The organism is Nocardia cyriacigeorgica GUH-2, from assembly GCF_000284035.1.
Lineage (GTDB): Bacteria > Actinomycetota > Actinomycetes > Mycobacteriales > Mycobacteriaceae > Nocardia > Nocardia cyriacigeorgica_B.
Genome location: NC_016887.1, coordinates 6,079,479 through 6,095,486 on the forward strand (window position 1 = coordinate 6,079,479; position 16,008 = coordinate 6,095,486).

The following is a 16,008-nucleotide window of genomic DNA, read 5'->3' on the forward strand; positions in this document are numbered from 1 at the left end:
GTCAGGCAGCGAACGCTTCGGCGATCGCGTGGCTGTCCTCGTACATGTGATAGCGGCTGATCTTGCCGTCGGTGACGGTGAAATGCAGTGCGTAGGAGTTGGTGAACTTCTTGCCGGTGGCCTTGACACCGAACACGCAGGTGGCGAATACCACGGCGTCGTCACCCGGGGCGATCTTGCCGGTGATCTCGAACGCTTCCGGGGCCGTGAGCACCTGCGGGAATATGCCGAAGAACTCCTCTATTTCGGCCCGGCTGGAACGCTCGCCCGCCCACGGCACGTTCGCGGCGCCGTTCACCCGGAAATCGACCTCGTCAGCGAACTGCCCGAGCAGCGCACTCATATTGCCTGCGCCGAAGTTGGTGAAGAACTCGTCGACGACGTCGATGGTGGTGGACATCAGTGCGGCTCCTGACTTCTCGGATCGGAAAAGTGGTGGTCAGACGACAAGTGCGGTAGGGCCTGTCAACGGTGGTGGCCGAGCGGAACGGAATCCTCCTGGCGGACAAGGCTTGTTACCAACTAGGTGGTTGGATCATGGCACACGCCCAGGCACCTGTCCAACCAACCAGTTGGGTGGCTTGTTAACCTGTGCGTATGCCACGCGATTCCGCACGAACCAAGCAGCTACTGCTGGAGGCTGCCCATGCCGAGTTCGCCGAACACGGCATCGCCGGGGCCCGAGTGGACCGGATCGCGGCGGCCGCCGGCTGCAACAAGGAGCGCATCTACGGCCATTTCGGCAATAAGGAAGCCCTGTTCAGCGCCGTGCTCGCCAATGCGATGCTCGGACTGGCCGATACCGTCAAACCCGGCGAGAGCTCGGCTGCCGATCTGGTCGGCCGCGTATTCGACTACCACCGCGCCGACCCGTCGCTGCTGCGCCTGCTGATGTTCGAGGCCCTCTACTACGGCGACACCCTCGCCGACAGCAATGTGCACCGCCGCGACTGGTACACGCAGGTGAAAGCGGCTTTGGTGGAGCGAACCGGCCTGCCGGAACAGGAGATCGGCCGCACCCTGCTCACCCTCGTCGGCCTCGGCGCCTGGCCGGTGGCCATGCCCCAACTCGTGCGCCTGTTCCTCGGCGACACCGCCGACCCCGACGCCACCATGGCCGGCCTGCGAGATTTCCTCGCCGCCTTCGCCGACCGCGCCGCAGACCTGCCCTAGCCCCGCGCCATATCCACGAACCGGCTCAAATGCAGCTGATGCGCCACCGTGATCGTGGCCGTCGGACCGTTTCGGTGCTTACCGAGAATCAGGTCCGCCTCACCACCGCGCGGATCATCACGCTCGAACGCATCGGGGCGGTGCAGCAGGATGACCATGTCGGCGTCCTGTTCCAGCGATCCCGATTCGCGCAGGTCGGAGACCATGGGGCGCTTGTCGGTTCGCTGTTCGGGGCCACGGTTCAGCTGACTGATCGCGACCACCGGGACTTCGAGTTCCTTGGCCAGCAGCTTCAGGTTTCGGGAGAAATCCGAGACTTCCTGCTGCCGGGATTCGACCTTCTTACCGGAGGTCATCAGCTGGAGGTAGTCGACCACGACGAGCTTCAGATCATGGCGCTGCTTCAACCGCCGCGCCTTGGCCCGGATCTCCATCATCGTCAGGTTCGGTGAATCATCCACGAACAGCGGCGCCTCACTGATCTCACTCATCCGCCGCGCCAGCTTCGTCCAGTCGTCATCACTCATCCGCCCGGACCGCATATCCCCCAGCTTGATCTTCGCCTCCGCCGACAGCAAACGCATCACGATCTCGGTCCGGCTCATCTCCAGCGAAAAAATAACGCTCGCCAACCCATGCTTGATGGAACAACTCCGCATGAAATCCATTCCGAGCGTGGATTTACCCACACCAGGCCGCGCCGCGACGATGATCATCTGGCCGGGGTGGAGGCCGTTGGTGATTTCGTCGAGTTCGGTGAAGCCGGTGGGGACGCCGAGGGAGATGCCGCCGCGGCTGGCGATGGAGTCGATTTCGTCCATCGTGGGCTGGAGGAGTTCTTCGAGGGGGAGGAAGTCTTCGGTGGTTCGTCGTTCGGTGACCTCGTAGACCTCGGCTTGGGCGCGGTCGACGACCTCGGCGATGTCTTGGCCGTCGGCGCCGGCGTAGCCGTATTGCACGATGCGGGTGCCGGCTTCGACGAGGCGGCGCAGGATGGCCTTCTCGGCAACGATTTCGGCGTAGTAGCCGGCGTTGGCGGCGGTGGGGACGGTCTGGGTGAGGGTGACCAGGTAGGGGGCGCCGCCGATGCGTTTGAGTTCACCGCGGCGATCGAGGCCGGCGGCGACGGTGACGGGGTCGGCGGGTTCGCCGCGGCCGTACAGGTCGAGGATGGTGTCGTAGATCGCCTGGTGCGCGGGACGATAGAAGTCGCCGGGGCGCAGGGCCTCGACCACGTCGGCGATGGCGTCCTTGCTGAGCAGCATGCCGCCGAGCACGGACTGCTCGGCCGCCATATCGTGCGGTGGCTGACGCCCGAAATCCTCGCCGGGCGGTTCCGGCGGGAATTCGGTATGCCCACGGTCATCGACGACTGCCACCTGACTCGACCGTCCTCTCTACCCGACAGGGCTCACCCTATTGACGACTGGTTCTACCCCCGGGGTACGACAGATTCGGCGTGTCGGACAGGCATGACCAGCACCGTTGCCCGCCCCCGGACACGGGTTCAGTTACCGCTCCGGCACCCACCGGTTCGGGACCGCTCAGAGGCTTCGCGCACGGCGATGCGACGAACCTAGGCGACCGTGCATGCACATACCAAACCCACCTGTGCACACATCTGTGGATAACTTGTGGACTGTTTACCCAACGGTGTGCACCTCCTGTGCACTACTTGGGGAAAACCCTGGTCAGCTATCATAAACACGCAGATAGGTACGTATTTCCACAGGTGTGCATGTGTGGATAAATAAAGTCTCGGCGTGTCGGTGGAGTTGAACAGCCGGGCGTGTTGAGTTAACAGACGATGGACAAGCTATGAGGTGAATCACATTACGAGCGGTTGGTTTCCCTGGTGATCCACAACATGCACATCTGGGGATAACTTCGCGTATGACGGCAGCACGAAGCCACACCTCGGCTGCGGAGCAACCATTCGATGAGCAGAGCTAACCCCCGGCAATCAGCACGGGTAAAGCCCGGTGAACAGACAGCGCACAGTCGAAGGCCACCCCCGTGCGGAACACGGGCGTGGCCTTCGACTATGGATGTTGCGGCGCTGGAGCGCGGAATCAGCTCTCGGCAGCGACGACGTTCAGGTCGAACGTGGCAACCACATCCGGGTGCAGGTGCACCGAGATCTTGTGCTTGCCGGTCGACTTGATGTGCGACTTCGGCAGGTCGATGCTGCGCTTGTCCAGCACCGGGCCGCCGGCCGACTTCACCGCGGCGGCGACGTCGGCCTGGGTGACCGAACCGAACAGCTTGCCGGTGCCCGCGGTCTTCACGCTCAGCGAGACCGACTCCAGGCCCTCGATGGCCTGCTTCAGCTCGTTGGCGTGGTCCAGGTCGCGCACGCGACGGGCATCCTGCGCCCGGCGAATGCCCTCGACCTGCTTCTGCGCGCCACGGCTGGCGACGATGGCAAGGCCGCGCGGGAGCAGGTAGTTGCGCCCGTAACCGTCCTTGACCTCGACCGTGTCGCCGGGGGCACCGAGGTTGTCCACATCAGCGGTCAGAATGAGCTTCATTTGCGTGCCTCCCTTGCTCAGCGAGCCGTCGACACGTAAGGCAGCAGCGCCACCTCACGCGAGTTCTTGACGGCAACCGCGATGTCGCGCTGGTGCTGCACGCAGTTGCCGGTGACCCGGCGGGCACGGATCTTGCCGCGATCGCTGACGTACTTGCGCAGCAGCGCCGTGTCCTTGTAGTCGATGTTGACGAGTCCGGACTTGCTCTCCTTGCAGAACGTGCAAGCCTTCTTCTTGAGCACCTTTTCGCGCGCGGGCGCTTTAGGCATGGTCTTCTACTCCGTAATCTTGGTGGCCCGCCGTCGCGGGCCGATATGAGCCGTTGTCAGAACGGCGGTTCGTCATCCATGCGGCCGCCCCCGAAGGAGCCGGCCGCGGGCGCGCTGCCCCACGGGTCGTCGGCGGCACCCTGGCCACCGGAACGCCCACCACCACTGTTGGCCTGCTGGTAGTTGCCACCACCGCCGCCGGAACCACCGGAGCCGCCGGATCCGAATCCGCCGCCGCCCCCGCCGCCACGGGTGGTCTTGTTGACCTTCGCGGTGGCGTATCGCAGCGAGGGACCGACCTCGTCGACCTCGAGCTCGACGACCGTGCGCTTCTCACCCTCGCGGGTTTCGTAGGAGCGCTGCTTGAGTCGTCCGCTCACGATCACACGAGAACCCCTGGTCAGGCTCTCGGCGACATTCTCCGCGGCCTCGCGCCAGATGTTGCAGCGCAGAAACAGCGCTTCGCCGTCTTTCCATTCATTGGTATTACGGTCGAACACGCGGGGCGTGGAGGCGACGGTGAAGTTCGCCACCGCGGCGCCCGCGGGCGTGAATCGAAGCTCGGGGTCGGCCGTCAGATTTCCGATGACGGTGATGACCGTGTCGCCTGCTGCCATGAGGTTCCTCCTGCTCGGTGTGCAGTTCCCGGGTGCACTCGCTTGTCGTGCTAGAGCCTAGAGACAGGCACCGACCAAACACGGATCAAACGAGAACCGGAAGAACTACTTGTCGTGGCGCAGGACCTTGGTGCGCAGCACCGACTCGTTGAGACCCAGCTGGCGGTCGAGCTCGCTCACGGTGGCGGGCTCGGCGGTCAGGTCGATCACGGCATAGATGCCCTCGGCCTGCTTGCGGATCTCGTAGGCGAGCCGGCGGCGGCCCCAGATGTCGACCTTGTCGACCTTGCCGCCATCGGTGCGAACCACGCTGAGCATGTTCTCCAGGTTCGGACCAACGGTGCGCTCGTCCAGGCTCGGGTCGAGGATGACCATTACTTCATAATGACGCACGGACCAATCACCTCCTGTGGACTAGGAAACGGCCACGGACGGTCCGTGGCAGGAGGGTCGTCGCGTCAGCAACCCGGCAAGGTTACCTGACCAGGTATTGACCGGCGAAATCGATCCCCTCGCCACTACGCTTGTCGGTATGCCGAACGGTCCCGCAGCAGGCGAGCTCGTCGCCGGTCGCCTGCCCCGGGTGGGGCCGGCAACGGTCGCGGTGCTGCTGTGCGGGCTGACGCTGCTGGCCGCGTTCTGGAACAAGGCGCGCTGCGCCGGGGCGCCGTTCCGGCCGGACGGGCGTTCGATCGCCTTCGATCTGTTCAAGGATTCGCGGGTCTGCTATTCCGATATCCAGTTCCTGTGGCTGGGCCGCGATATCGACCAGCACGTCTTTCCTTATATCCATGGCGGCATCACCGGTGACGGCGCGCTGGTCGGCGGCGCGGTCGAATATCCGGTGCTCAGCGGGCTGCTGATGTGGCTTGGCGCGCTGGGCGCCGACAACGACGCCATGTTCCTGCTGCATTCGGCGCTGCTGCTGGCGCCGTTCGCGCTGCTCACCGCCTGGCTGCTGGGCCGGATGGCGGGCTGGCCCGCGCTGCTGTGGGCGGTCGGGCCGCCGCTGGTGCTGTATGCCTTCCACAACTGGGAACTGCCGGTGGTGTGCACCGCGGTCGCGGCGATCTATGTGGTGACGATGCTGCCCCGGTATTCGCTGCGCACCAGGGCGGTGCTGGCCGCGGTGCTGCTGGCGATCGGGTTCTGCCTGAAGCTGTATCCGGGGATCTTCGTCCTGCCGCTGATGGCGTACGTGCTCACCGGTGGCGCCGACGCCGGCAGCGCCGGTCTGCGTGATCGCCGCTTCGATGTGCGCGGCGCGCTGCTGACGGGTGCGGCGGCGCTGGTCACGGTGGTGGCGGTCAATCTGCCGTTCGCGCTGGCCGGATATGAGGGCTGGCGGGCCTCGATCACCTTCCAGCAGCTGCGTCAGGCCGATATCACCACCAATTCGATCTGGTATTGGGGTCTGCGGCCGCTGTTCGGGCCGGACGCGGTGAGCGAGCAGAACTTCCAGCAGGTCGTCTCGGGCGCCTCGCCGGCATTGATCCTGGTGTCGTTCGCGCTGGCGATGTGGCTGGGGTGGCGGCGGTTCGGCACGACGGGCGTGTTCCCGTGGGTGGGTGTGAGCGGCGCGATGCTGTGTGGATTCCTGTTGTTCCACAAGGTGCATTCGCCGCAATACACGCTGTGGATCATTCCGTTCCTGGTGCTGCTGCGGGTGCCGTGGACGCTGGTCGGGGCCTATCTGGTGGCGGACGCGGCCATCGGCGTCGGCGTGTTCCGGTACTTCTATGCCCTCGGCACCGGCAACGCGGTCGAGGCGAGCGAGGCCGTCGTGCAGTTCGGGGTGTGGGGCCGGGCCGGACTGCTGCTCGTGCTGTTCTTCGTGTTCGTGCGGGCGGGCACGCGCGTCGAAAGACCTTCCGTCCCACCGGCTCCCCGCCGCGACTCCGGCGAACTGGTACCCGTCGGCTGAGCACGCGCCGGCGGCCGAGCGACTGACCATCGCGGCGCGGACAATGGTGCGATGGACGATCCCGCCGATATCGAGACCACCCGCACCGCCTACGACGGCGTGGCCGGACTCTACGCCGACCTCGTCACCGGCCACCTGGAACGCAACCCGTTCGACCGCGCGATGCTTGGCATCTTCGCGGAATTGGTGCGCGCCAACGGTTCCGGCCCGGTCGCCGATATCGGTTGCGGGCCCGGCCGGCTGACGGCGCATCTGAACGAACTCGGGCTCGACGTGTTCGGGATGGATCTGTCGCCGGAGATGATCGCGCTGGCCAACCAGTTCTACCCGGGCCTGCGCTTCGGGATCGGCACCATGGAACGGCTGGATCTGCCCGACGGCTCGCTGTCCGGGCTGCTCGCCTGGTATTCGCTCATCCACCTGCCGCCGGCGCGGGTGCCCGAGGTCCTCGCCGGATTCCACCGGGTGCTGGCCGACGGCGGGTACGCGCTGCTGGCCTTCCAGGCGACCGACCCGCCCGAGCTCATCACCGCGTTCGACCACAAGGTCACCGAGGCCTACCGCTGGTCGCCGGAGCATCTGCTCGAGCTGCTGGTGGCGACGGGGTTCGCGCCGGTGACCCGGATGGTGCGGGAACCGGAGCCGGACGAACGATTCGGTCAGGCCTATCTGCTGGTGACCAAGGACCCGGCGGCCGCCTGAAATTTCCCCTCCCGAGCAAAACTAGAACGTGTTACATTCACTTGTATGGCACCGACGCCGATCGATGACGCCGCGTCCGCACATTGGCGATTAACGCGGTACGCGGCGCATTCGAACGCGACGGGCCGGGCACGCGGTTTACCGTCCGTAGACCGGAAAACCGAACATTATGCAACCCGTTCCAGGGCATAGGGAGACCAGAACCGCCATGCGTACCGAAATCTGCGACCGCCTGGGGATCGAGTTCCCCATCTTCGCCTTCACCCATTGCCGCGATGTGGCGGCCGCGGTCAGCAATGCCGGCGGTCTCGGGGTGCTCGGCGCGGTGGGCTTCACCGCCGAACAGCTCGAGGTCGAGCTCACCTGGCTCGACGAGCACGTCGGCGACAAGCCCTACGGCGTCGACCTGGTGATCCCGTCCAAGTACGAGGGCAAAGGCATCGACGGACTCTCCCCCGAGGAGCTCGAAGCCGAGCTCGCCAAGCACGTTCCGCAGGGCCACCGCGATTTCGCGGCCAAGCTGCTTGCCGATCACGGTGTGCCGGAACTGCCCGCCGACGAGGTGCATCCGCAGCTGCTGGGCTGGACCGCCACCACCGCCGCCCCGCAGATCGAGGTGATCCTGCGGCACCCGAAGGCCAAGCTGGTGGCCAACGCGCTGGGGACGCCGCCGCCGGATGTGGTGAGCAAGATCCAGGAGTCGGGGCGGTTGATCGGCGCGCTGTGCGGTTCGGTCAAGCACGCGCTCAACCACAAGGCCGCGGGTCTGGATTTCGCGGTCTGCCAGGGCACCGAGGGCGGCGGCCACTGCGGTGAGGTGTCCTCGCTGGTGCTGTGGCCGCAGGTGATCGACGCGGTCGGCGATATGCCGGTGCTGGCGGCGGGCGGTATCGCCGACGGCCGTCAGGTCGCGGCGGCGATGGCGATGGGCGCGGCCGGCGCGTGGACCGGTTCGATCTGGCTCACCGTCGAGGAGGCCAATGTGCCGCCCGCGCAGATGCAGACGCTGATCGAGGCCAGCAGCCACGACACCGTGCGTTCGCGGGCGTGGACCGGTAAGCCCGCGCGCATGCTGCGCAATGACTGGACCGAGGCGTGGGAGCAGGCCGACACCCCGGATCCGCTGCCGATGCCGTTGCAGATGATGGTCGCCCTCGACGGCGTCAAGCGCGGGCACAAGTACCCGGAGGCCGCCAAGGACGTGAACTTCAATCCGGTCGGTCAGGTCGTCGGCATGATGAACAAGGTCGAGCGTTCCTCCGATGTGATGGCGCGGCTGGTCGAGGAGTACGTGGAGGCCTGCGAGCGGCTGAACAAGCTCAACGGCGCGCTGTGAGGTAGTCACCAGACAGGAAGGCCGCCGGACCGAGGGGTCCCGGCGGCCTTTTCCGTTCGGCGGCACTGAGTTTCGCCGCGCCTATCGGGGGCTACCGAGGCGCCGTCACGGCGGTCCGGAGAATCGCTCCCGTGGGGCAGCCCGGAAAACCCGCCGGACGGAGGGACGGTCGGGAATGCCGACGCCCGTCAGGCAGTCGCGGCCTGCGTGGAATCGGGCTCCTCGGCCGCGTCCAGCAATTCCGCGAAGCGGGCGAGGACCTTCTCGTGATACATGCCGAAGAGGTCTTCGAAGAGCGCGAGCTGCGCCTCGGAGGGACCGGAATCGGACTCCCACACCGCCATCATCGCCCGCCACACCAGCACGTGCAGGTCGGCGGCGCCGGCGAAGTAGGCCTCGATCGCCTCGGGCACCTCGAGCACCATCTCGCCGATCGAGTTCAAGATCGCGCGCTGCATGCTGGAGCCGAGCGCGGTGAGCAGCTTGCGGACCAGGCCGATCTCCACCGAGAGGATTTCGCGGTAGTCCGGAACCTCCAGGCGGGCAAGCGCTTCCAGGGTGTCGATATCGGCCTTGAGCTCGGCCGGGTCGGTGTCGCAGCGGCCGGCGGTGTAGGCCAGCAGCGCGTCCATCACGATGCCGCGCTCCACCTCGACGATGTCGCGGAACATCTCGATCGCGACCTCGGGCATGGGCACCGAGTACCGGAACAGATGCCGGTAGACGTCGATGCCGCCGAGTTCGCGGACGTCGCGAATGGTGAAGCCTTTGCCGCGGCGGGCGTCGACGAAACCGTAGGACTCCAGCCTGCCGAGGGTGAGCTGTGCGGTGGCACGGTTCATCTCGAATTCGTCGGCGACCTGGCGCACCGAGGGCATCAGTTCGCCGGGCCGGTACTCCCCCGCGGCGACCCGGCGTGCCAGCTCATCGGCAGCGTCGGCGACCACCGTCCGGGATCCCATCCTGCACCCTCACCTTCGTCCATACGTCCCAGACAGTCTAGGCGCAATGTGCCAGACTGCACATGGATACTACGGGTCGGCGCAGTGTGAGGTGAATCATGACCACTCGATGGGGCAATGGCCGGGCGAAAGGCCGCCCCGACGGCACGCCGCCGATGAGCCGCGCGGTGCGCAATGCCAGGATGGCGGCCATTCCGGTGGCTTATGCAGGGCGGCGGGCGGCCGGGGCGGGCCGGCGCGCGCTCGGTCGTTCGGCCGAGGAAGTGGATCGGGAGATCCAGTTGCGGACCGCCCAGCACATCTTCGAGGTGCTCGGTGAGCTGAAGGGTTGCGCGACCAAACTCGGTCAGCTGCTGTCTATTTATCAGCTCGCATTGCCCGAAGATATAGCCGGTCCCTATCAGATTGCCTTGACCCGGCTCCAGGACGCCGCGCCGGTCATGTTGCCGCCGACGGTCGATGCGGCGCTGGCCGCGAGCATGGGCGGGGGCTGGCGGGGCGCGTTCCGCGAGTTCGACGATCGGCGCGCGGCGGCGGCCTCGATCGGGCAGGTGCATCGCGGGGTGTGGCACGACGGCAGGCCGGTGGCGGTCAAGATCATGTATCCGGGCGGGCGCGCTGCGGTGGAGGCGGATCTGACTCAACTGCGGCGCATTTCGACGCTCGCGTCGGTGTTCCTGCCCGGCGCCGACGTCAAAGCCGTCACCGAGGCGATCTGCGAGTGTGTGCGCGACGAACTCGATTACGGTGCCGAGGCCGCCAACCAGCAGGCCTTCGCCGCCGCCTTCGCGGGTGCACCCGAGTTCCATATCCCGGCGGTGGTCGAGCAGCGCGGCGATGTGCTGATCACCGAATGGCTCGACGGTACGCCGGTCTCGCGGATCATCGCCTCCGGCAATGCCTGCGAACGTGATCGCGTCGGCAAGCTGATGACGCGGTTCGTGCTGTCCGGCTGGCAGCACGATCTGCTCTACGGCGATCCACATCCGGGCAATTTCCGGCTGCTGCCCGACGGGCGGCTCGGGATCGTCGATTTCGGTGCCTGCTCGCCGTGGCCGAGCGAATTCCGCGCCCTCGCCTACGATTTCTGCGATGCCTTCTTCACCGGCGGCCCGGCCGAACTCGAAGCCGCCGTGCGCGCACACGGTTTCGTCGATCCCGGCCATCCCCTCGACGCCGATGCGTTGGTCGCCGCGCTCGGCGAATGCGGTGAGCCGCTGCGGCACAACTCCTTCCACCTGACCACCCGCTGGCTGCGCAGGCAGGTGCTGCGGACGACGAATCCGCGACTGTCGAATGTGGTGCGCGAGCTGGCCATGCCCGCGCCGTTCACGCCCTTCGCCCGCGCCGGGCTGACCCTGATCGGCGCGTTGAGCCAGCTCGAGGCCGAGGTCTCCTACCTGGACGAGGTGGTGCGCGCGCTGCCGTTTCTGGACGAGGTGTTCCAGCGGGCCGGCACGCTCAGTGCGGGGCGGGCGGGCGAGCCGAGTGCGCAGCGGCGGTTGCGGGTGGTACCGATCGGGTGAGGGGGCATCTGTCGCAGTGCGGCCGCTGCGGCCCGATCGACGGGTAGTGTCCCAGACAATCCGACGCAGGGTGTCTCAGCAATCGTCCGATGATGCCGCCACCTGGTAACAGCTCAGTGCGACAACCACTCTCGCCACATCGGCCGGATCAGATCGGCCAGCACCGTGTAGCCGTCCGTGTCCGGGTGCGCGCCGTCGCCGATGCGGACCTCGTGGCGCCAGATCGGATCGGTGCTCAGCGGCTGATGGACCCGCGCGTACGGCACCTGAGCAGTGGCGCAGAGCTCGGCGAAGCGGGCGTCGAGGGCGGCGGTGCGGGCATTGTGCTCGTCGTCGTCGACCGGTGGCGGTGCGACGACCAGCGCGGGCCAGCCGCGGTCGGCGGCCTCGGCGAGCAGGGCGGTCAGGTTGGCGACCGAATCGGCGGCGGCGGCCCGCGTGCGGCCGTTCTCGATCGTGGTGTCGTTGACGCCGAGGGAGAACACCACGCGCGCGTCGACGTCATCGGGGAGTCGCGGCAGGGATTCGGCCAGCCAGCGCGCCCGGATCTGGGTGGAGGTCTGCCCGCGCACCCCGAGGTTGTACGCGGTCACCGGGTGACCGCAGGCGTGCGCGTCGGCGACCAGGCGCCCGGTCCACCCGAGCGCCGATCGATCACCGGCGCCTGCGACGAAGGAATCGCCGACGAAACAGATACGGGTATCGCGAAGCATCCGACGATCATGCCCTGCGCCGTCGGTGGCCAGCTGCGCCCAGTGCAATAAGATCGCGGTGTTCGTTCGGGAGGGAGTGATCGTGGCAGGGGAATCGGAGCGGCGCGCGGCCGCCCCGCAATGGTTCGCGGACCTGCTCGGCAGCCGGCACTGGATTCGCCGCACCGAGCCGTTTCCGCACGTCTACGCGCGCGATGTATTCGCGCCGGAGTTCTATCAGCGCTTGGCCGAGGAGTTCGAGCGCGCCCGCCGCGAGCACGCCGACCGGTTCGCCAAGGTCGCCGACAACTATGGGGCCAGCGGTATCCGGTTGACGGAGCTGAGCAACGGCCCGCTGGCGGTGTTCCAGTCCCGCGAATGGCACGACATGATCGCGGGCGTGGCCGGGGTCGCCGCGACCGGTGACGTCGAGGCGTCGCTGCACAGCCATCCGGTCGACAGCCCGCGCGGCTGGCCGCACAACGATCTGGCCCCGGCCTGGTTCGCCGGCGCCGCCCCCGGGCCGGGTGAGGTGCGGGTGCCGGAACCGGACGTCGACACCAAGACCGGCCCGCGCCGCGCCGGCATCCACGCCAGGGAAACGGTGCGGGCGGTGACCCTGCTGTTCTATCTGGCCAACGAGCCGTGGGAGCCGGGTGGCGGCGGCGAGACGGCGCTGTTCAGCCGCGGTGAGCGCGGGGCGCGCCCGGCGAGAACGGTGCCGCCGCTGAACAACTCGCTGGTGATGTTCGAATGCACACCGCGCTCCTGGCATGCCTTCGCCGGTGCCAATACCGCCGAACGCAATTGCGTGGTGATGTGGCTGCACCGGCCGAAGGCCGAGGTGGTGCGGCGTTGGGGAGGAGACCGCATTGTCCAGTGGTGAGCGCCGCGTCTGCCTGATCACCGGGGCGGGCGGCAGGCTAGGTGACGCGTTCTGCCGCGCGCTCTACACCCAGTACGACATCGTCGCGGTCTGCCGCAATCGGGTGCCGGCGGCGCCGTCTCAGGAGGAGTGGTTCGTCGATCCGCTCGAACCCGATCGCGAGGTCCCGCAGAACGCCTCGCGGGTGTTCATCGTGCGTTCGGACCTGACCGAGCCGGGCGAGCCGGAACGGGTCGTCGACCTGGCGCTGGCGCGGTTCGGCCGGGTGGATCTGCTGGTGAACAATGCGGCGGACATGTCGCTACACCCGCTCGGCGTGGTCGACGGTGCGGCCGCGCTGGACGCGTTCTCGTCGGTGTTCACGCTGAATGTGGAGGTGCCGCTGCGATTGGCGACGCGGCTGGCGCAGCGGTCGTGGCTGCACGACGACGCGGCCAATCGGGCCCGTAACCGCAATATCGTCAATGTCTCCAGCATGTCGGGATCCGAGGTGTTCGGCGGTCAGACCCTCTACGGCACGTCCAAGGCCGCGCTCAACAAGCTGACGCGCCACCTGGCCGATGAGTTCGACGAGTTCGGCGTGCGGGTCAACGCGATCGCGCCGGACGCGTTCCCCGGCGCCATCTCAACCACGAAGGTGGTGCGCGCCATCATCGAACTCGACAGCGGCGAGATGACGGGCAATGTGTTCAGCGTCGTTCCGCCAGAAGGACCGCCCGTCGGACGGCACGCGCGGGCCACCGCCGGCTGAGCCCGGCCGCCGATACCACTTCACATCTGTCTGGGCAACCGATCGGCCCGGATCGGTGCGGCGTGTTGGTGTGTATCGTCCGCCTCGGCCTCCTGCATACTCACCTGCAGTGAGCGAGGGTGGCCGGCGTAGCTTCAACTCGATCCGAAAGTACCGATACGACATGCGAGTCGATGGGCGGGAAATCCCGGTCACGGGCAGCCTGCTGCAACCGTTGACCCGGCGGACCAGTGACATCGTCCGTGTCGTACTGGCCGCGATCGGCGTCGGGGTGGTGATCGCGGGTTCGCTGATCACCCGGCCGGAGTGGCTGGCACTGGAACGTTCGGTCTCCAATATCGTCGGGTTCCTCAATCCCGACCAATCCAATCTGGTCTACCTGCTCTACGGCATCGCCATCCTGATCCTGCCCTTCGCCATCCTGATCGAGCTGGTGCTGGGCAGGCAGTGGAAACTGCTGGCCGGATACGCGGCGGCCGGACTGGTGGCGGGCCTGCTGCTGTCGATCACCGGGACGGGTCTGTCGGCGCCGAAATGGCATCTGCAGGTGCCGGACAAGCTGGACAACACCTTCTTGCAGCAGTTCCTCGACGATCCGCGCTGGATCGCGATGCTGGCCGCGGTGCTGACGGTGTCGAGCCCGTGGCTGCCGGTCCGGGCCCGGCGCTGGATGTGGTTTCTGCTGCTGGCCTTCGCGCCGATCCATCTGGTGGTCAGCACCGTGGTGCCGGCCAGGGCGATGTTCGGGCTCGCGGTCGGCTGGCTGGTCGGCGCGGTGATCGTGCTGGTGGTCGGCACGCCCGCGCTGGAGGTGCCGCTCGATGCGGCGGTGCGGGTGCTGGCCAAGCGCGGTTTCACCGTCACCGCGTTCACCGTGGTGCGGCCCTCGGGGCCCGGTCCGCTGGTGTTGTCGGCGGCGGTGGCCGGGCCGGAACGCCAGCTCACCGTCGAGTTGTACGGCAAGAATCAGCGCAGCCACGGTGCGCTGCGGCAGCTGTGGCGCTGGCTGACATTCCGGTCCAGCGAAACCGCGCCGCTGCACGGTTCGATGCATCGCGCGGTGGAGCACCGGGCGTTGATGGCCATCGCGGTCGGCGATCTGGGGATGGCGGCGCACGCGCCGGTGGCGGTGGCGTCGCTGGATCGCGGCTGGATGCTGTACGCGCATACGGTGCCGCGCGGTCAGCCGCTGGCCGAGCTCGGCGAGGAGGTGCTGCCCGGACTGTGGCAGTCGCTGGACTCGCTGCACCGGCGGCAGATCGCGATCGGCGAGTTGCGCCCGGACGAGATCCGCATCGATGACGGCGTCGCCCGCTTCGGCGGTTTCGTCGGCGCCGAACTCGGTGCCTCCGACGCCCAGGTGCAGTCCGATGTGGCGCAGCTGCTGGTGTCGACGGCGTCGGTCTTCGGCCGCGAGGCCGCGGTGCGTGCGGCGATCGCGAGCCTCGGTGAGAAGGCGGTGCTGACCGCGTCGCGCAGGCTCACCCGCTCGGGCATGCCGTCGGGAATCCGGAAATCGGTGCCGGAGTGGAAGTCGGTGACGGCGAGTACCCGCGAGGAGGTGCGCAAGCAGACCGGCCAGGACCGCATCGAGGCCGAGCAGATCACCCGGTTCAGCCGCAAGAGCATCATCCAGCTGGTCCTGCTGATCGGCCTGGTGTACGTGGCCTATCCGTTCATCAGCGCCGTGCCGACGTTCTTCAGTCAGCTGCGCACCGCGAACTGGTGGTGGGCGCTGGCCGGTCTGGCGTTGTCGACGCTGACCTATATCGGCACCGCGGCGGCGTTGTGGGCGTGCGCGTCGGGTGTGGTGAGCTTCCGCAATCTGGTGATCATGCAGGTGGCCAACACCTTCGCCGCGACCACCACCCCGGCCCGGGTCGGCGGCCTCGCGCTGAGCGTGCGGTTCTTGCAGAAGGGCGGCCTCGGCGCCGTGCGCGCGACGGCCGCGGTGGCGTTGCAGCAGGCCGTGCAGGTGATCACGCACATCAGCTTGCTGGTGTTCTTCAGTATCGCGGCCGGGACGTCGGCGGATCTGTCGCATTTCGTGCCGGATGCGACCATCCTCTACCTGCTCGCCGGCGTCGGCGTCGGCATCATCGGCACCTTCATGTTCGTGCCGAAACTGCGGCGCTGGTTGAACACCTCGGTGCGGCCGCAGTTGCAGGAAGTGCTCGGCGAGCTCACCGATCTGGCCCGCGATCCGAAGCGGTTCGCCATCATCATCGCCGGCTGCGCGGCCTTGACGCTCGGTCAGGCGCTGGCGTTGTGGGCGAGTGTGGAGGCCTTCGGCGGCGGGACGACCTTCGTCACGGTCACCATCGTCACAATGATCGGTGGCACCCTGGCCTCGGCGGCGCCGACCCCCGGTGGTGTCGGCGCGGTCGAAGCCGCGTTGATCGGTGGTCTGGCCACCTTCGGCCTGCCGATCGAGATCGCGGTGCCGTCGGTGCTGCTGTACCGGGTGCTGACCTGCTGGTTGCCGGTGTTCTGCGGCTGGCAGGTCATGCGCTGGATGACCAACAAGAACATGATCTGAGCCCCGTGGACAGATGCGCCCACCTCTGGGCGGCAACGAATTTCGCTGTCACGCAGAGGTGGGCGACTATCCCCGGGGCGGCATGGCCGACGACGGTCCG

16 protein-coding genes are annotated in these 16,008 nt (G+C 67.3%); 8 read left to right on the plus strand and 8 right to left on the minus strand.

What is annotated here, in order from left to right:
* Position 1: 1 nt before the first annotated feature.
* Positions 2-400 carry a nuclear transport factor 2 family protein gene (locus tag NOCYR_RS27310; RefSeq protein WP_014353657.1) on the minus strand — a complete coding sequence of 133 codons (399 nt, stop codon included), beginning with the start codon at positions 398-400 and terminating at the stop codon, positions 2-4.
* A gap of 197 nt (positions 401-597) precedes the next feature.
* On the opposite strand from NOCYR_RS27310, the gene NOCYR_RS27315 reads away from it, so the two are divergent.
* Positions 598-1,173, plus strand: coding sequence for a TetR/AcrR family transcriptional regulator (locus tag NOCYR_RS27315; protein WP_014353658.1), 576 nt, complete (start codon positions 598-600; stop codon positions 1,171-1,173).
* Here NOCYR_RS27315 and dnaB read toward each other — a convergent pair.
* The 5 genes from dnaB to rpsF all read right to left on the minus strand — a co-directional run bounded on the left by dnaB (position 1,170) and on the right by rpsF (position 4,983).
* Positions 1,170-2,552: a replicative DNA helicase gene (gene dnaB / locus NOCYR_RS27320; RefSeq protein WP_014353659.1), complete on the minus strand. Its 1,383-nt coding sequence runs from the start codon at positions 2,550-2,552 to the stop codon at positions 1,170-1,172. The genes NOCYR_RS27315 and dnaB overlap by 4 nt on opposite strands.
* A 693-nt stretch (positions 2,553-3,245) precedes the next feature.
* On the minus strand, positions 3,246-3,704 hold the full coding sequence (rplI, locus tag NOCYR_RS27325) for a 50S ribosomal protein L9 (protein WP_014353660.1): 459 nt from the start codon (positions 3,702-3,704) through the stop codon (positions 3,246-3,248).
* Positions 3,705-3,721: 17 nt separating this feature from the next.
* The gene (gene rpsR, locus NOCYR_RS27330; protein ID WP_014353661.1) at positions 3,722-3,973 is read right to left on the minus strand and encodes a 30S ribosomal protein S18; all 252 of its coding nucleotides are present in this window, start codon (positions 3,971-3,973) and stop codon (positions 3,722-3,724) included.
* A 56-nt stretch (positions 3,974-4,029) separates the two neighbouring features.
* Complete coding sequence (locus NOCYR_RS27335) at positions 4,030-4,590, minus strand: single-stranded DNA-binding protein (protein ID WP_014353662.1); 561 nt, start codon at positions 4,588-4,590, stop codon at positions 4,030-4,032.
* 105 nt (positions 4,591-4,695) lie between these two features.
* The gene (gene rpsF, locus NOCYR_RS27340; protein WP_036541623.1) at positions 4,696-4,983 is read right to left on the minus strand and encodes a 30S ribosomal protein S6; all 288 of its coding nucleotides are present in this window, start codon (positions 4,981-4,983) and stop codon (positions 4,696-4,698) included.
* 139 nt (positions 4,984-5,122) lie between these two features.
* On the opposite strand from rpsF, the gene NOCYR_RS27345 reads away from it, so the two are divergent.
* The 3 genes from NOCYR_RS27345 (at position 5,123) to NOCYR_RS27355 (ending at position 8,552) form a co-directional block, all read left to right on the plus strand.
* Positions 5,123-6,514 (plus strand): membrane protein, encoded by a 1,392-nt coding sequence (locus tag NOCYR_RS27345; protein ID WP_014353664.1) that lies wholly within the window; start codon positions 5,123-5,125, stop codon positions 6,512-6,514.
* A gap of 51 nt (positions 6,515-6,565) precedes the next feature.
* A complete protein-coding gene (locus tag NOCYR_RS27350) occupies positions 6,566-7,216 on the plus strand; it encodes a class I SAM-dependent methyltransferase (RefSeq protein ID WP_014353665.1) in 651 nt (216 codons plus the stop codon).
* 208 nt (positions 7,217-7,424) lie between these two features.
* Complete coding sequence (locus NOCYR_RS27355; RefSeq protein ID WP_014353666.1) at positions 7,425-8,552, plus strand: NAD(P)H-dependent flavin oxidoreductase; 1,128 nt, start codon at positions 7,425-7,427, stop codon at positions 8,550-8,552.
* A 188-nt stretch (positions 8,553-8,740) separates the two neighbouring features.
* Here the strand turns inward: NOCYR_RS27355 and NOCYR_RS27360 are convergent, their stop codons facing one another.
* On the minus strand, positions 8,741-9,514 hold the full coding sequence (locus NOCYR_RS27360) for a GntR family transcriptional regulator (RefSeq protein ID WP_014353667.1): 774 nt from the start codon (positions 9,512-9,514) through the stop codon (positions 8,741-8,743).
* Between the two features lie 98 nt (positions 9,515-9,612).
* Here NOCYR_RS27360 and NOCYR_RS27365 point away from each other — a divergent pair, with 98 nt between their 5' ends.
* Positions 9,613-11,040, plus strand: coding sequence for an ABC1 kinase family protein (locus NOCYR_RS27365; protein ID WP_228793033.1), 1,428 nt, complete (start codon positions 9,613-9,615; stop codon positions 11,038-11,040).
* A gap of 113 nt (positions 11,041-11,153) precedes the next feature.
* On the opposite strand, the gene NOCYR_RS27370 is transcribed toward NOCYR_RS27365, so the two are convergent.
* Complete coding sequence (locus NOCYR_RS27370) at positions 11,154-11,753, minus strand: GDSL-type esterase/lipase family protein (protein WP_014353669.1); 600 nt, start codon at positions 11,751-11,753, stop codon at positions 11,154-11,156.
* Positions 11,754-11,835: 82 nt separating this feature from the next.
* Here NOCYR_RS27370 and NOCYR_RS27375 point away from each other — a divergent pair, with 82 nt between their 5' ends.
* From NOCYR_RS27375 to NOCYR_RS27385, 3 genes are all read left to right on the plus strand, one after another.
* Positions 11,836-12,618 (plus strand): 2OG-Fe(II) oxygenase, encoded by a 783-nt coding sequence (locus NOCYR_RS27375; protein WP_014353670.1) that lies wholly within the window; start codon positions 11,836-11,838, stop codon positions 12,616-12,618.
* Positions 12,605-13,369 carry an SDR family NAD(P)-dependent oxidoreductase gene (locus NOCYR_RS27380; protein ID WP_014353671.1) on the plus strand — a complete coding sequence of 255 codons (765 nt, stop codon included), beginning with the start codon at positions 12,605-12,607 and terminating at the stop codon, positions 13,367-13,369. Before NOCYR_RS27375 ends, NOCYR_RS27380 begins: the two co-directional genes overlap by 14 nt.
* Before the next feature lie 163 nt (positions 13,370-13,532).
* A complete protein-coding gene (locus NOCYR_RS27385) occupies positions 13,533-15,908 on the plus strand; it encodes a lysylphosphatidylglycerol synthase transmembrane domain-containing protein (RefSeq protein WP_014353672.1) in 2,376 nt (791 codons plus the stop codon).
* Positions 15,909-16,008 lie beyond the last annotated feature (100 nt).

What these genes read in the sequence shown, in the direction of transcription:
- NOCYR_RS27310 (WP_014353657.1), bottom strand. Translation starts at nt 400, where the DNA reads ATGTCCACCACCATCGACGTCGTCGACGAGTTCTTCACCAACTTCGGC.
- NOCYR_RS27315 (WP_014353658.1), top strand. Translation starts at nt 598, where the DNA reads ATGCCACGCGATTCCGCACGAACCAAGCAGCTACTGCTGGAGGCTGCC.
- rplI (WP_014353660.1), bottom strand. Translation starts at nt 3,704, where the DNA reads ATGAAGCTCATTCTGACCGCTGATGTGGACAACCTCGGTGCCCCCGGC.
- rpsR (WP_014353661.1), bottom strand. Translation starts at nt 3,973, where the DNA reads ATGCCTAAAGCGCCCGCGCGCGAAAAGGTGCTCAAGAAGAAGGCTTGC.
- NOCYR_RS27335 (WP_014353662.1), bottom strand. Translation starts at nt 4,590, where the DNA reads ATGGCAGCAGGCGACACGGTCATCACCGTCATCGGAAATCTGACGGCC.
- NOCYR_RS27345 (WP_014353664.1), top strand. Translation starts at nt 5,123, where the DNA reads ATGCCGAACGGTCCCGCAGCAGGCGAGCTCGTCGCCGGTCGCCTGCCC.
- NOCYR_RS27350 (WP_014353665.1), top strand. Translation starts at nt 6,566, where the DNA reads ATGGACGATCCCGCCGATATCGAGACCACCCGCACCGCCTACGACGGC.
- NOCYR_RS27355 (WP_014353666.1), top strand. Translation starts at nt 7,425, where the DNA reads ATGCGTACCGAAATCTGCGACCGCCTGGGGATCGAGTTCCCCATCTTC.
- NOCYR_RS27360 (WP_014353667.1), bottom strand. Translation starts at nt 9,514, where the DNA reads ATGGGATCCCGGACGGTGGTCGCCGACGCTGCCGATGAGCTGGCACGC.
- NOCYR_RS27365 (WP_228793033.1), top strand. Translation starts at nt 9,613, where the DNA reads ATGACCACTCGATGGGGCAATGGCCGGGCGAAAGGCCGCCCCGACGGC.
- NOCYR_RS27370 (WP_014353669.1), bottom strand. Translation starts at nt 11,753, where the DNA reads ATGCTTCGCGATACCCGTATCTGTTTCGTCGGCGATTCCTTCGTCGCA.
- NOCYR_RS27385 (WP_014353672.1), top strand. Translation starts at nt 13,533, where the DNA reads ATGCGAGTCGATGGGCGGGAAATCCCGGTCACGGGCAGCCTGCTGCAA.